This window comes from Carnobacterium sp. (genome assembly GCF_032094055.1).
In the GTDB taxonomy this organism is placed as follows: domain Bacteria; phylum Bacillota; class Bacilli; order Lactobacillales; family Carnobacteriaceae; genus Carnobacterium_A.
This window is the reverse complement of sequence record NZ_DAMDAK010000038.1, coordinates 278-14,485: the sequence shown is the minus strand read 5'-3', so window position 1 is coordinate 14,485 and position 14,208 is coordinate 278. Positions and strand designations below refer to the sequence as shown.

General features: G+C 37.1%; 13 protein-coding genes. 8 read left to right on the top strand and 5 right to left on the bottom strand.

Going from position 1 to position 14,208, the window contains the following annotated elements; genetic code table 11:
- Window positions 1-128 precede the first annotated feature (128 nt).
- The 4 genes from RT405_RS07400 (at window position 129) to RT405_RS07385 (ending at window position 4,301) form a co-directional block, all read left to right on the top strand.
- Window positions 129-821, top strand: a complete 693-nt coding sequence (locus tag RT405_RS07400; protein ID WP_313468826.1) for an NAD(P)H-dependent oxidoreductase — start codon at window positions 129-131, stop codon at window positions 819-821.
- Between the two features lie 10 nt (window positions 822-831).
- On the top strand, window positions 832-1,014 hold the full coding sequence (locus RT405_RS07395) for a hypothetical protein (RefSeq protein WP_313468824.1): 183 nt from the start codon (window positions 832-834) through the stop codon (window positions 1,012-1,014).
- Window positions 1,015-1,414: 400 nt separating this feature from the next.
- On the top strand, window positions 1,415-2,995 hold the full coding sequence (locus RT405_RS07390; protein WP_313468823.1) for a PTS transporter subunit EIIC: 1,581 nt from the start codon (window positions 1,415-1,417) through the stop codon (window positions 2,993-2,995).
- Window positions 2,988-4,301 (top strand): 6-phospho-alpha-glucosidase, encoded by a 1,314-nt coding sequence (locus RT405_RS07385; RefSeq protein ID WP_313468821.1) that lies wholly within the window; start codon window positions 2,988-2,990, stop codon window positions 4,299-4,301. Before RT405_RS07390 ends, RT405_RS07385 begins: the two co-directional genes overlap by 8 nt.
- A 165-nt stretch (window positions 4,302-4,466) precedes the next feature.
- Here RT405_RS07385 and RT405_RS07380 read toward each other — a convergent pair whose 3' ends face one another.
- A complete protein-coding gene (locus RT405_RS07380) occupies window positions 4,467-5,204 on the bottom strand; it encodes a MurR/RpiR family transcriptional regulator (protein ID WP_313468819.1) in 738 nt (245 codons plus the stop codon).
- Window positions 5,205-5,350: 146 nt separating this feature from the next.
- Between RT405_RS07380 and RT405_RS07375 the strand changes: the two genes are divergently transcribed.
- The 3 genes from RT405_RS07375 (at window position 5,351) to RT405_RS07365 (ending at window position 8,364) form a co-directional block, all read left to right on the top strand.
- A complete protein-coding gene (locus RT405_RS07375; RefSeq protein WP_313468817.1) occupies window positions 5,351-6,484 on the top strand; it encodes a glycerate kinase in 1,134 nt (377 codons plus the stop codon).
- A 316-nt stretch (window positions 6,485-6,800) separates the two neighbouring features.
- Complete coding sequence (locus RT405_RS07370) at window positions 6,801-7,985, top strand: amidohydrolase (RefSeq protein WP_313468815.1); 1,185 nt, start codon at window positions 6,801-6,803, stop codon at window positions 7,983-7,985.
- A gap of 43 nt (window positions 7,986-8,028) precedes the next feature.
- A complete protein-coding gene (locus RT405_RS07365; protein WP_313468813.1) occupies window positions 8,029-8,364 on the top strand; it encodes a DUF6054 family protein in 336 nt (111 codons plus the stop codon).
- A gap of 69 nt (window positions 8,365-8,433) precedes the next feature.
- Here RT405_RS07365 and RT405_RS07360 read toward each other — a convergent pair whose 3' ends face one another.
- Window positions 8,434-9,894, bottom strand: coding sequence for an amidase (locus tag RT405_RS07360; RefSeq protein WP_313468811.1), 1,461 nt, complete (start codon window positions 9,892-9,894; stop codon window positions 8,434-8,436).
- 269 nt (window positions 9,895-10,163) lie between these two features.
- The gene (locus tag RT405_RS07355) at window positions 10,164-10,697 is read right to left on the bottom strand and encodes a GNAT family N-acetyltransferase (protein WP_313468809.1); all 534 of its coding nucleotides are present in this window, start codon (window positions 10,695-10,697) and stop codon (window positions 10,164-10,166) included.
- 208 nt (window positions 10,698-10,905) lie between these two features.
- On the opposite strand from RT405_RS07355, the gene RT405_RS07350 reads away from it, so the two are divergent.
- Complete coding sequence (locus RT405_RS07350; RefSeq protein WP_313468807.1) at window positions 10,906-11,430, top strand: YetF domain-containing protein; 525 nt, start codon at window positions 10,906-10,908, stop codon at window positions 11,428-11,430.
- Between the two features lie 158 nt (window positions 11,431-11,588).
- Here RT405_RS07350 and tyrS read toward each other — a convergent pair whose 3' ends face one another.
- Together tyrS and RT405_RS07340 are read right to left on the bottom strand one after the other, a co-directional pair.
- On the bottom strand, window positions 11,589-12,854 hold the full coding sequence (gene tyrS / locus RT405_RS07345; protein WP_313468806.1) for a tyrosine--tRNA ligase: 1,266 nt from the start codon (window positions 12,852-12,854) through the stop codon (window positions 11,589-11,591).
- Window positions 12,855-13,615: 761 nt separating this feature from the next.
- Window positions 13,616-14,143 (bottom strand): VOC family protein, encoded by a 528-nt coding sequence (locus RT405_RS07340; RefSeq protein ID WP_313468804.1) that lies wholly within the window; start codon window positions 14,141-14,143, stop codon window positions 13,616-13,618.
- Window positions 14,144-14,208 lie beyond the last annotated feature (65 nt).

The window sequence follows — 14,208 nt, the reverse complement described above, 5'->3', positions numbered from 1 at the left end:
TAGCCAATTGGATATTGAATTGACACCGATCCAAAAATTGCCGCTGATTTCAGTTATTAAAGAAGATATGTTAGAGTATTTAGAGCAATAGATAGCACGTGCAATAGTCATTAGGGGAGGCAAGTAACTTGAAAACATTGATTATTATTTCTCATCCGGATATTAGAGAATCCAGCAGCCAACAATATTTGTTGAGCTCCATACCAGGTGAGCCAGAGGTGACGGTCCATCATCTGGAAGAAAAGTACCCAGATTTTAAAATTGACAGTATAAAAGAACAAGAATTGATTGCAGCGCATGACCGCATTATTTTTCAATTCCCACTTTATTGGTACAGTTCTCCCCCTTTACTCAAAAAGTGGCAAGATGAAGTACTGACAGAAAATTTTGCTTATGGGAAAAATGGTCATCACTTGCAAGATAAAGAATTTGGCTTAGTTTTGACAATAGGCGCTTCAAAAAATGAATACCAAGCTGGCGGAAAAGAGCATTTCAGTATCACTGAATTAACCAAACCTTTTCAAGCAATGGCACTTAAAACTGGGATGATTTATCTTAAACCTTTATCTATCCACCAATTTTCTTATTTGACAGAAGAACAAAAAATGGAACTCTTAATAGAGTATCAACTTCTTTTAACACATGAAAAAGACACTAGTTTAGCCAGCCGTGAAAATTGGTTTTTAAACCAATTAGAACAGACCGATTTAACGACCTTGGCTGAAGAAGATAGCTTTAAACTACAACACGTTATGGAAATTATTGAAGAGAATCGTGAAACGATGGATGATTTGAAATTATCATTGGAAGAAATGGAATAGGAGCATTACAATGGATAAAGAAGAATGGGTATTGACGGAACTTGAATCGATGGTTGTGAACAGCCAAGACTATAAACAAAAAGCTCTGCTTAAAGCGACTATTCGTCTCATTAAAGAACAATACAAACGCATTAGTCAAATGGAAGGCGAATTAGACGGGAAATTATGGAGTCCAAGCAATTGGAGCAATTGAATGAACTTTAGTTTCTGAGATTCTTGATGGATTCCAACGCCAGCTATTTTTTATTTACTATATGTACGCTGAGAAAGCGCGCTTCCTCTTTTGGAAACGCGCTTTCTTTGTTTTATTTCTAGTGATTACCAGGATTCATTAAGTACAGGCAATTAAACTTTAACTAAGATAGAAATCTTTTGGAATTAAGTAATTATACTGACGTTAGTCTTTCAGATTAAAAACACTGCAAGAATGATAAGTGGTAGAAAATTTTAATAATACACTTGTGTACAAAAAAACACAAGTGTGTACATTTCTCAATCTTGTATTGTTGTTTCTTATTGGTTAGATAGCATTGAAACCGCTTATTCGAGAATATATACTTAATGTATTAAAAGATAAGAGGAGGCGTTACAACATGAAAGACTTTTTACAGAAGCTCGGCAAATCTTTGATGATGCCTATATCAATTATTGCAGCTGCAGGTATTTTTTTAGGATTAAGCTCAGTGTTACAAAATCCTGCAATAGTGGGAGAAGACTTTGTTTCACTTGAAATAGTACAAAATATTATTGGTTTTATTCGAACATTAGCATCTGCTCTATTTGGTAATTTACCAATTCTTTTCGCTATTGCGGTAGCTATTGGAATGGCTAAGAAAGAAAAAGCTACGGCTGCTTTCTCTGCAGTAATTGGTTTTATAATTTTCCACATTACTTTAAATTACATTCTAGGATTAAATGGATTTGACGCAGAGACTACTTCCATAGATTATTTAGTTTCAAATGGTGATTCTCTGTTAAAAGCTACTCAAACAACTTCACAATATGAAACCGTTTTAGGTATATTCACTTTGAGAATGAATGTATTTGGCGGTATTCTATCTGGTTTGTTAGTTGCTGCGTTGCATAATCGGTTTTATGATATTGAGTTACCGTTAGCGATTAGCTTTTTTGGAGGAAAACGTTTTGTCCCAATCATTACTACAGTTACGGTTCCTTTTTTAGGCCTATTGATGTACTTTGTGTGGCCTTTCTTAGGAATAGGAATTGAAGGCATTGGGAATGTCATTGCGCAAGCAGGTGTATTTGGAACATTCCTATTTGGTTTCCTAGAGCGTTTATTAGTACCAACAGGATTGCATCATATTTTGAATCAATTAGTACGCTTCACACCAATTGGCGGAGTAGCTGTAATTAATGGCGAACAAACGGTAGGAGCTTTAAATATTTTTAACACATTACTGGCTCAAGATAATCCTGATATGAATTTGATGGCACAAGCTACTCGTTTCTTGGCACAAGGAAAGATTCCCTTTATGGTTTTTGGTCTTCCGGCTGCATGCTATGCAATGTACAAAACATCTAGAAGTGGAGAAAAGAACAAAGTTAAAGGGTTATTGTATGCGGCTGCTTTGGCAAGTTTTACTACTGGCATTACAGAACCGATTGAATTTGCATTTATTTTTGTTTCTCCGGTTTTATATTTTTTCCATGCATTTATGGCAGGAATATCATTTATGTTAATGGACTTATTTAATGTTGTAATTGGGAATGTACAGGGTGGAGCCATTGATTTAGGTGTGTTTGGAATCTTACAAGGACTTGATACACGCTGGTTTGTAGCTGTTATAGTGGGAATTGGCTATGCATTTGCTTATTACTTTGTATTTAAAACGGTCATATTAAAGCAAAATGTCCAAACACCGGGACGCGAAGAAATAATAGAAGGTAGTGATGTTGTGATTAAAGATAAAGACAACATTGGCAATACCATTGTTGCTGCATTAGGCGGAAAAGAAAATATAAAAGAAATTGAAAATTGCTTTACAAGATTACGTCTAGTTTTAGATGATGCCACTGTAGCAGACGAAGCAGCATTGAAAGCAACTGGAGCTGCAGGTATAGTCAAAATTGATGATACTCATTTACAAGTTATCTATGGACCACAAGTTGAAGGAATTGCATTAAAAGTAAAAGGAGCTGCTGAATATGAATAAAAATAACATTGTATTAGTTGGTGGAGGTTCCACTTGGACACCAGGAATTTTAAAAGCGATGACTACTCATTTAGATCGCTTTGCATTAAATCGTGTAGTACTTTATGATATCGATGAAGAGCGTCAATCTGTAATTGGAGAATTTGCAAAAATTTTATTTGCTGAAGAAGCCCCAGAAGTTGAATTTACTTATACAACAAACAAAGAAGAAGCTTTTTCTAATGTTGATTTTGTTTTTTGTCAGATGCGTACTGGCGGATATGCCATGCGCGAAAAAGATGAAAAAATCCCATTAAGTTTAGGTATAATTGGCCAAGAAACTTGTGGGCCTGGTGGATTTGCATATGGGTTACGTTCAATTCGAGATATGGTAAAAGATGTTCGGCGTCTGAGCCCAGATGCTTGGATTTTAAATTACACGAACCCAGCGGCAATTGTTGGTTTAGCTCTCAATAAAATTTTTCCAGAAGACAAACGGATTTTGAACATTTGTGACCAACCAGTTAACTTATTACGCTCATATGCAAAGCTGATTAATTATGATGTAAACAAACTTGAGCCTACTTATTTTGGATTAAATCATTTTGGCTGGTTTACACATATTTATGATGAAAATGGTACTGATGTTGCTCCAAAAATTAAAGAAATTATTTTAAATGGTGGTTTTAGACCAGTCGATGCCGAACAACGTGATCAATCATGGTTAGAAACTTATGCAATGGTAGAAGATATGTTACATGACTTTCCTGACTATTTACCAAATACGTATTTACAATATTACTTATATCCAGAATATAAGTTAGCGCATTTAGACCCTAACCATACTCGTACAGACGAAGTTAGGGAAGGTCGAGAAAAAAAAGTATTTGAAGAATGTCGTCGTATTGCAAAAAATGGTACTGCAAAAGATTCACATGTTGTGCATAATGATGCGCATGGCGATATGATGGTAGAGGTAGCTGCATCTATTGCTAATAATTTACGTAAAACGTATGTTGTCATTGTTCCCAATAATGGAATTGTATCGAATTTACCAGATGATGTGATGATTGAAGTAGTAGCTTCTCTTGGCACAAATGGACCGGCTCCGTATGCTGTTGGTGAAATTGAAACGTTTTATAAAGGGCTAATAGAAGGGCAGCATGCTTTTGAAAAATTAACAGTTGAAGCATATCTTGAAGAATCTTATGCTAAAGCACTACAAGCGCTGACAATGAACAGAACAGTTGTCGATGCTAAAAAAGCACGTAAAGTACTAGACGCTTTGATAGTGGCTAATAAAAATTACTGGCCAGAACTAAAATAGCTATATCTAAAAAAACTAAAAATAGACAGAAGCAGAGAACTCATAGTGAATCTCTACTTTTGTCTATTTTATTCCTGCATATCTTTAAATAGAATTATAATGAATAAAAGTTTCCTTTTGTTAAGGATAATAATCACGTTGTACAGATATTTTCGTAGAATAAAATCAAGTACGATATTTTTTTAAATATTCGGAGAAAATAACATTGATTAAGTAATGTATACTTAATCGGTCAGTTACATCTACTCCATCTACTCTAGCTTCTGAAATATACCCATATAATTGATAAGTTGTTATTTTAGATAATAAATTAGTTGAAAAACCTGTTATGCTTATTGTTTCCGCACCAGCAACATTTGCAATAGTTGTTGCAGATAAAATATTATCTGTATTTCCACTGATGCTAATAGCAATTGCTAAGTCTTTATTTGTTAATAGCTTTGCGTTATGTTTCATTACATGAGGATCAACAAATGTCTGACTGTTTTTACCTAAAATTTTTAAACGTTCACTTAGTTCTTCAGCAGGAAAACGAGATAGTCCTACAGCAAGAAATATAATTTTTTCAGCATTATAAATTTTAGAAATTATCATTTCAATTACATTAGAGTTTATTAATTGCTTCGTTTTTATAATTTTATTATCTAATGAAGTTACTTCTACAAAATCTTCTTGTTTTCTAGAAGCTTGATATAGTTCATCTTTAAAATCAGAGAATCCTTTAAAACCTAACTTTTGGCATAAACGAACAACTGTATTAGGAGCTGTATAATTTTTATTAGCTACTTCTCGAATAGTTATTTCCTTTATACGAATAGATTCTTTCAGTAAGTACTCTAGTATAGCGTCTTCTGTATTGTTAAGTAAATATCGATTCTTTTTTAAAAGCTCATAGAAGTGCATGGAACCCATCCTTTCTATTAGTAATGATAGCGCATTTTTCGCGAGAAGCAAATATTAAATCTAAGTAAATATAGTAGAGATATGTGAACTGATAAGTAACTTGAAAAGTGTACCTAGAAAAAGTAAAAATAAAGGAGTGTGTCTAAATGAAAATTGTTATCGCACCAGATTCATTTAAAGAAAGTTTAACTGCGTTAGAAGCAGCCAATGCTATTGAGGAAGGCTTTAAGCAAGTTTTTCCAGATGCAGAATATGTAAAAGTCCCGATGGCTGATGGTGGAGAAGGAACAGTTCAGTCTTTAGTAGATGCAACAAAAGGAAAAATAGAAACACTCACTGTTCATGGACCATTAAGCGAACCAGTCGAAGCTTTTTATGGGGTTTCAGGAGATGGAAAAATAGCCATTATTGAAATGGCAGCAGCTTCAGGTTTGCACTTAGTGAATCCTTTAGAGCGTAATCCTTTAGTGACTTCCACGTGGGGAACCGGTGAATTGATTCAAGCTGCTTTAAATAAAGGAGTCGAAGAAATTTTAATTGGGATCGGAGGCAGTGCAACCAATGATGGAGGCGCTGGAATGATTCAATGTTTAGGCGGCAAACTGTTAGACAAAGAGGGGCAGCAAATCGTTCCTGGAGGTGTTGGCTTGTCTGAGTTAGTTACTATCGACCTTTCCGAATTAAACCCCAAATTAAAAGAAGTTGAAATTAAAGTAGCTTGTGACGTGGACAATCCCTTGACCGGACCTAAAGGGGCTTCTTATATTTATGGTTTTCAAAAAGGCGGAACAGCAGAACAAGTAGAACAATTAGATCAAAACCTAGCACATTTTGCTAGTGTGGTACGTCAAGATTTGAAAGAAGACATTGAATTTATTGCTGGAGCAGGAGCCGCTGGTGGATTAGGCGGTGCATTGTTGGCCTTTTTAGCAGCTAAACTACAAAATGGCGGCGTATTGGTTAGCGAATTGGTCGGTTTAGAAAATAAAATCTGTGAGGCAGATTTAGTGATCACAGGCGAAGGCGGAATTAATCACCAAACGATTTATGGGAAGACACCTATTTGTGTAGCCAAGATTGCTCAAAAATACCAGGTGCCCGTTATCGCTGTTGCTGGTCGTTTATCAGGCAACTATCAAGCAGTTTATGAACATGGTATAACGGCAGTATTCAGCATTCTTTCTGAAATCACTTCTTTGGAAACTGCTTTAGAAGTTGGATATGAAAATATAAGAAATACAGCAAAGAATATCGCTGCAGTTATCAAAATAGGACAGTAAAAAAACTAAATGTTTCAACCCATATTGAATTTAAATTTTGAAATAAGCAAAATAACAGCAACCAAACAAATTGTTTTGGGTGCTGTTTTTAGAGGATTAAACAAAAAAAGAAACTCTTGATGCATTGAAGTGACCGTAGTTAAGGTATCTACCGGGACTGGAGATGAAGAAGTTTCACATATCGTAGTGAATTAGTTCGCGAATATTGGTTTTCTTTTTTAAAGGATAATTTAGAAAACGTTTTTTTACGAAACTGTGCTATAGTAAATGAAAAGCTGAAAGATGATAAAGCTATTTTCCAAGTGGAGGGGTTTAGATGAGAGAAAAATTGATGGAAATGCTGGATGCACGTAAAGAAGAAATGATTGAAATTCGCAGATATTTACATGCACATCCAGAGTTGTCTTACCAAGAAGAAGAAACAGCAGCTTACATAGCAGCATTTTACCAAGACAAAGAAGTGGATTTGGCAACTCATGTAGGCGGAAATGGCATCATTGTCACGATCAAAGGCGATAAACCTGGAGAAACATTAGCTTTAAGAGCAGACTTTGACGCCTTGCCAATCGAAGAAGAAACAGGTTTGTCTTTTCAATCGCAAAACAAAGGTGTGATGCATGCGTGCGGACATGATGCACATACGGCTTATTTGATGATACTGGCAGATTGTTTGATTGAATTAAAATCAGAAATTCCCGGAACTATAAAAATCATTCACCAACATGCTGAAGAAGCGCCACCAGGCGGTGCTAAATTTATTATGGAAACCGGAGTTTTAAAAGAGGTCGATCATATTATCGGCATTCATGTTTTCCCAGATCGTCCGGTTGGTGAAGTTGCTTATCGTAGCGGTGCAGCAATGGCTGGCGGATCGCAATTTAAATTGGTTATTCAAGGTACAGGAGGACATGCTTCAACACCGCATAAGTCGAATGATGCAATTGTAGCAGGCTCTTACTTTGTGACCGCACTTCAAACTGTGGTCAGTCGACGATTAGACCCTTTTGAGGTGGGAACTGTAACGGTCGGTTCGTTTGATGGCAAAGGTGCCTTTAATGTGATCAAAGATACTGTTACCATTGAAGGGGATATGCGGTATATGGAAGATGCTACTTTTGAAGTGCTGAACCGCGAAGTGACCCGCTTGGCAGAAGGTTTGCAAGACATGTTTGCTGTAGAGACGATATTAACAGTCGAAGAAGGCTGTCCTCCAGTTTACAACAATCCTGAATTGACTAGCAGCGTGGTAGATTACTTAAAAAATGGCGTCGGCGATTATTTGACGAAAGTAGTTGAAGCTCCCATGCAAACAGGCAATGAAGATTTTGCTTATTATTCACAACAAATACCCGGTTGTTTTTTCTTTGTCGGCAGTTGGCCAAATGGCGTAGAAAAACCGTACAATAACCATCATCCTAAATTCGATATCAGCGAAGAAGCGATTTTAATCGCGGCTAAAGCGGTAGGGGATGTAGTCTGCGGTTATTTTGCTTTCGACTGATAGTTCTTCTTAACAAACTAAAAAAGAAAAGAGGCTGCTTCAAATGGCACACTTTACCAAAACCATAACAGGAGATTACACAGAGACACTCCAAATGCTGGACACTACCATTCGAAATTTTGGTGTAAGTGTTGAGTTAGTAGCGGAAAATGCAGTGACAGTGGAAAAGATTGAAGTGACAACAAGAGTGTATGAAAAATTCTTTTTCCGCAGCAGCAGTTATGCTTCTATCAGCTTAACTGTAATTGGGAATCAAGAAGAGGTCATTATTTCAGCTATCGGTGCAGCGGGCGGTGAGGGCTTGCTCAATATTAGTTGGGGAGCTGAAAAAAACTTTGTCTCTAGATTAGAAAAAGCACTGATAGACCAAGGGTTTTAACCAGTTGCAGAATATAGGAAATAAAAAATAAACCGCTGCCTGTTTCAACTGAGCAGCGGTTTTAACTGTTTAAATAAATAGTCCGGCTTTTTCCATATCTTGTCCGATAGACAAGAGCCAATCTTCTTTGCCTTTAGGAGCAGTAAACTGCACACCTAAAGGCAGTCCAGCTTCAGTTAAATGAACCGGCAAACTGATAGCCGGTTGACCGGTCAAGTTAGCTTGCTGTGTAAAAGGAGTGATGTCCAAGCTATCTGCAAACATATCCCAGACGATTTTTTGTTGATCGGCTGCATTTAATTCGGTTACACGTTTCATCCGCTCGATCTGTTCGTCGGATTGCAATTTGGCGTCAATACGCGGAGCCACATCTGCAGTAGTTGGCGTTAAGTACAAGTCATAAGACTCATGGAAATGGGCCATGATTTCGGCAGCGGTATCCCATTTGGCTAAGCTGTTGGAATAGTCAGCAGCTGAAATTGATTTACCGGCATTGTATAAAGTCCAAGTTATTAATTCCATATCGGACATCGTCAATGGCCTTTGCATGGCTTTTTCCAAATTAGCTATCATAGCCGCCGTCTCTCCTGCATTCATTGTATAATAACTGCGCATCAAATCGACTCCATCAATCTCAGGAGTCTGTTCAACTACGTCATGTCCTTGTTGGCGCAGCCATTCTACAGTATTGTACACTGCCTTTTTAGCTTCTTCACTGACCGGACCATGAACTGGTGAAACAACAGAATAAGCTACACGGAATTTTTTTGGTGCAGGTTGGTGTAAAGCGTTCAAATAACCTGTTTCAAAAAGCGGCGTTTGAAAAGCAGCCATTTGTTGAACGGTTTGTAAAGCATCCATCATGGCGGCCGTATCACGAATGGTTTTTGTTAAGACAAAGCTAACCGAAGCCCCTTGCCAGCCGCGCCCGTATCCTGGACCAATGGGAGTTCTACCGCGTGTGGGTTTCAAGCCGACTAGTCCAGTGAAAGAAGCAGGGATGCGGATTGAACCGCCGCCATCGCTGGCTCCAGCAATTTGAACCATTTCGGAAACTACGCTGGCAGCAGCACCGCCGCTTGATCCGCCCGGAGAATAAGCTGAATGCCATGGATTGCGAGCTGGTCCATAAAGGACTGGATCGGTAATGTTTTTAAACGCAAATTCAGGCGTATTTGTTTGGCCGATGACGATAAAACCAGCTTTTTCCAGTGCTTCCACAAAGTAACTGGTTTGTTTGGCGTAGTTGTTTTTTAACAAGCGCGATCCAGATGTACTGGGTTCGCCTGCCATATCTTGTCCCAATCCTTTAATTAAAATTGGTAAGCCGCCAAATAGGGTGTCGGAAAAGTCTCTTTCTCGAGCTTCTTGCAAAGCTTTTTCTTTCCGAGTGTGAATGACCGCATTCCATTGTGGATTTTCAGATTCAATTTTTTGAAAAGCTGCTGTTACTAATTCAAAAGGAGTTACCTTTTTCTGGTGGAGATCTTCAGCAGCAGCTAAGCCGTCTTCTTGCCGATCGATTTTCATAGTAAAAAACCTCATTTCTAACTAGTCATTGCTTTTAGTGTAGCATCAGGTTTCCAAAAAAGTGAGCTTTAACAAAGAAGAAAGTGAAAAAGCTGTATTTTTCAATAAGATTGTACAAAGAGAAGTCTGGTTTAGTACAACTTTGTTTTTTAAAAGGTAGGGCATGATAAGTTTTCTGCATTCAATGTCTAGCGAAACAAGCCTGCCTCTTGGAAATTAGATAAATCGTACCCATTGCGCTCTACGATGCTCATTCAGGGCACGATTTCCTAAATTTCTTTCGAGTCAGGTCGGCTTGTCCCGCTTTTCTTAATTAAGCGATACTGCAAAACATAATCATCCATGACATAACCGCCGCCAATATCAGCGACTTGTTCTTTTACTAATTCAAAACCAAACTTCTTATAAGCGGCAATGGTGTTCATATTGTATTTATTGACCGTCAAAACAAGTTGTTCTTTTTTGTTTTTCTTGGCAATATCTTTTAATTTTTCAATCAGTAAGCGACCTTTTCCTTGACCGCGTTCAGACTGTTTTAAATAGAGTTTGCTAAGGAATAGCTGATCTGGCAATAATTGATAGCTGAGATAGCCGATAATTGCATGATTGGATTGAACTAAAAAATACTCTTTTCCTTGAGTTAGTTCATTGAAAATAGCCGTTTCTGACTGCAGGTTAGCAAGCATATAAGCTACTTGCTGCTCGCCTAAGATAGCAGTGTAATGTTCCTCCCAAATTTCTTTGGCTAGAAGGGATAGAGTATGGGCATCTGTTTTAGTAGTTGCTTTAATCAACTGAATCATATTAAACATCTCCTTTATTAAATTCGGGCGCTGCTGTAGAAAATGGATTGAAAAAATGCATATACTTAGTCTGTTTCTTTTTTTGTAGCTGCTTTTTCTTTAATAGCAAAAAAGGCTGATTTTCAGTTTGTCTGAATTGTAGTGGCCACCCAAAAAAGTGTACAGTAAAAGAAGAAGGAAAACAGACTTTTACAAAGGAGGCTTACAAATGAAGATGTTATTTAGTGATTGGAATACAGTTTTTAAGATTCTTATTGTTGGAAGCTTGGCCTATGTGTTGTTGATTATAGTATTGCGAATCTTTGGAAAGCGGACGTTATCCAAAATGAATGCTTTTGATTTTGTTGTAACGATAGCTTTAGGTTCGATTTTGTCTAGTATTTTAACAAGCCGGGATGTAACACTGTTAGACGGAACAATTGCTTTTACCCTTTTGATTTTTTTACAATACATTATTACTAAGTTGACGATTCATTTTCAAGCAGCTGATAAAGTGATAAAGGCAGAACCGGTATTGCTGTTTTATAAAGGACGATTTGATTTTAAAACGATAGAAAAGGAACGTCTTTCAGAAGAAGAAGTTCTTCAAGCTGTACGCTCAAAAGGATTGGCCACAATGGACAATGTCTTAGCAGTTGTTTTAGAGACTACTGGCAGCATTTCTGTTATACAAAATAGTTCGAAATATCCTGAAAACAGTACATTAAAAAATATCAATAAAGATCATTTTTAACAAAAATAGTGAGATGATTAGAAAAAGCAGCGAAACTAAGCACTCTAAGAATAGTTTTTTGAAGAAAGAAACTATTCTTGGTTGACCTTTTAACCTTATATATTGATGAAAGCCACTCCAAATCAAGAATATCTGGGGTGGCTTTTTTTAGTTAAGGACTAAACTAATTTTACTAAGAAATATTTTTTCTTTCCTCGACGAATCAAAATAAATCGTTCATCAAAAGAATTTTCAGGAGTTACGATGGCATCAACGCTGGTTACTTTTTCCCCGTTCATGGAAAGTGCGCCGTTAGTGATATCTTCACGGGCTTGACGTCTAGAAGGCTCAATACCGACAACATCTACTAGCCATTCCACAATGTTGCGTTCTTCTTTAGGAGCTTCGAAAGTCGGCATATTTTTGAAGCCTTCTTCAATTTGATCAGCGGTCAAACTTTTCACATCACCAGAAAACAAAGCTGCAGTGATCTTTTCAGCATCTTTCAATGCTTGTTCGCCATGGACAAATAACGTCATTTCACGGGCCAACGTTTTTTGTGCTTCCCGTTTATGCGGCTCAGTTGCTATTTTTTCAGCTAAAGCTTCGATCTCTTCTTTAGTTAAGAAGGTGAAGTACTTCAAGTATTTGACGACATCACGGTCATCTTGATTTAACCAGAATTGGTAAAATTCGTAAGGAGTAGTTTTTTCTGGGTCTAACCAAACAGCCCCGCCAGCAGTTTTTCCGAATTTCGTTCCGTCAGCTTTTAACATTAATGGAATGGTTAAGCCATAAACTTCAGCTTCAGAGCCTTCTTGTTTGCGGATATACTCTAAACCAGCCGTAATATTTCCCCATTGATCTGCACCGCCGATTTGTAATTGAACGTCTTCCTGTTGATACAAATGCAAAAAATCGATGGACTGAAGGATTTGATAAGTGAATTCAGTAAATGAAATACCCGTTTCTAAACGACTAGCAACAATGTCTTTAGCCAGCATCGTATTAACATTAAAACTTTTTCCGATATTGCGTAAGAAGTCTAATAATGTGACTTCTTTCGTCCAATCCAAGTTGTTTACCATACGAATTGATTTCTCATTTTTCCCTGCATCAAATAATTTTTCCATTTGACGGCTTAATTTATCGGCATTGTTTTGAACTTGTTCTCTTGTTTGTAAAGTGCGTTCTTCTGATTTTCCGCTAGGATCGCCGATTGAACCCGTTGCTCCGCCAATAACGATGACAGGACGGTGGCCAGCTAACTGGAATCGTTTCAAAATCATAAAAGGGATCAAATGACCAATATGCATACTGTCCCCCGTTGGATCAACCCCGCAGTACAAAGATATTTTTTTCTGTTCAATTAGTTTTCTTAAACCTGTTTCGTCTGTTTGTTGGTTAATGGCATCGCGCCATTCTAATTCATCAAGAATATTCATTTTTTAAGCTCCTTTTTTGTATAGTTAAAAACAAATAAAAAAAGTCCCGATGAAAAGACAAAATCATCTTTTCATCGGGACGAAAAATTTCGTGTTACCACCCAATTTGCCAACAAATTTTACTGCAAAGTTGCTGACCGCTCATTTACTGTTATCGCCAGTAAAACGCTTGAGGTTAATCAAGTTACTCCAGAGTGTAATTCGCGAAAAAGGGTTGTGCTAGTTTCCATCACCCACTAGCTTTCTAGGGACAACATTCTTTTTGCTACTGCGCTCATTCATCGTAAACAGTGCTATGAGGTTGCTTTTAGTATAGTTAACCAGCAAAGAAATGTCAATTGACAGTTTAACTTAATCTGATGAGAACAATCTAGAAAATAGCAAGGATATTATTTATATACATTGGAGTTTTTCTATGGATTAAAACAATTATATAGGGCTTTATATCAGCGATGCATTAAAGTAACTCAATTCAGATTTTCACAAAAACTAAAAAAATCTTTAGTTTATATCGAACATTTTCGGCAGCTGCCGAAAAGCACAAATTTTTAAAATTCTATCGATAAATTGATTTAAGTACCATAAAGCACAAGAAGTTTTATCATTCCGGACCTTAAAAGGTATTTGTGTACCGCAACGTTAATTTTATCAGAGTGATAAGGTCCATAACATGCTTTTACGTACCATATCTTTGCTATTTGATTCATCATATGGTCTTCAATCATTTTTATCCACTCCATTCCAACCTTTTATAGCACACATTATTCAGCTGGTTTCCATCGTTTAGCTTGGCTTTCGACCGGATAATTGATGCCTGCTGGATAACTGATCATTTCAACCAACATACCCCAAGGAGCTCGACCATACACAAATTGGTTTCCAGGACCGCTCTCGGCAGCAGAAGAGAGTTCATTTGGCTTAGACAAAAGCTTTCCACCTGCCTGAGTGAACTGTTCAACAGCTTTTTGGATATCGTCTACATAAAAAGCCACATGTTGTAAGCCGTAATCTGAAGCAATTACCGGTTGTCGTTGCGAGACATTACCAAATTGAAACAATTCAATGTTTGCACTGTTTCCAACAGCCAGCATTCGAATGCGCATTTCTTTTGTGCCCGGTTTGAGTCCAAGATTTTGTTCTACTTGTTGACCAGATTTTGGTTCATCAGCTGCTGTCAAATTATCATAAATGACTTCAGCAGCGAAAGCTTTTTGAAAGAAAAGAGTGGCTTGTTCAATGTTTGGAACAGTTACGCCAATGTGGTCTATTCCACGAGTTGATTTTTCCATGTAGTTTCTCCTCCTAATTCATTTCTTGTTATCAGTATAAGCTGCTCATTTTTAAAAGTAGAATC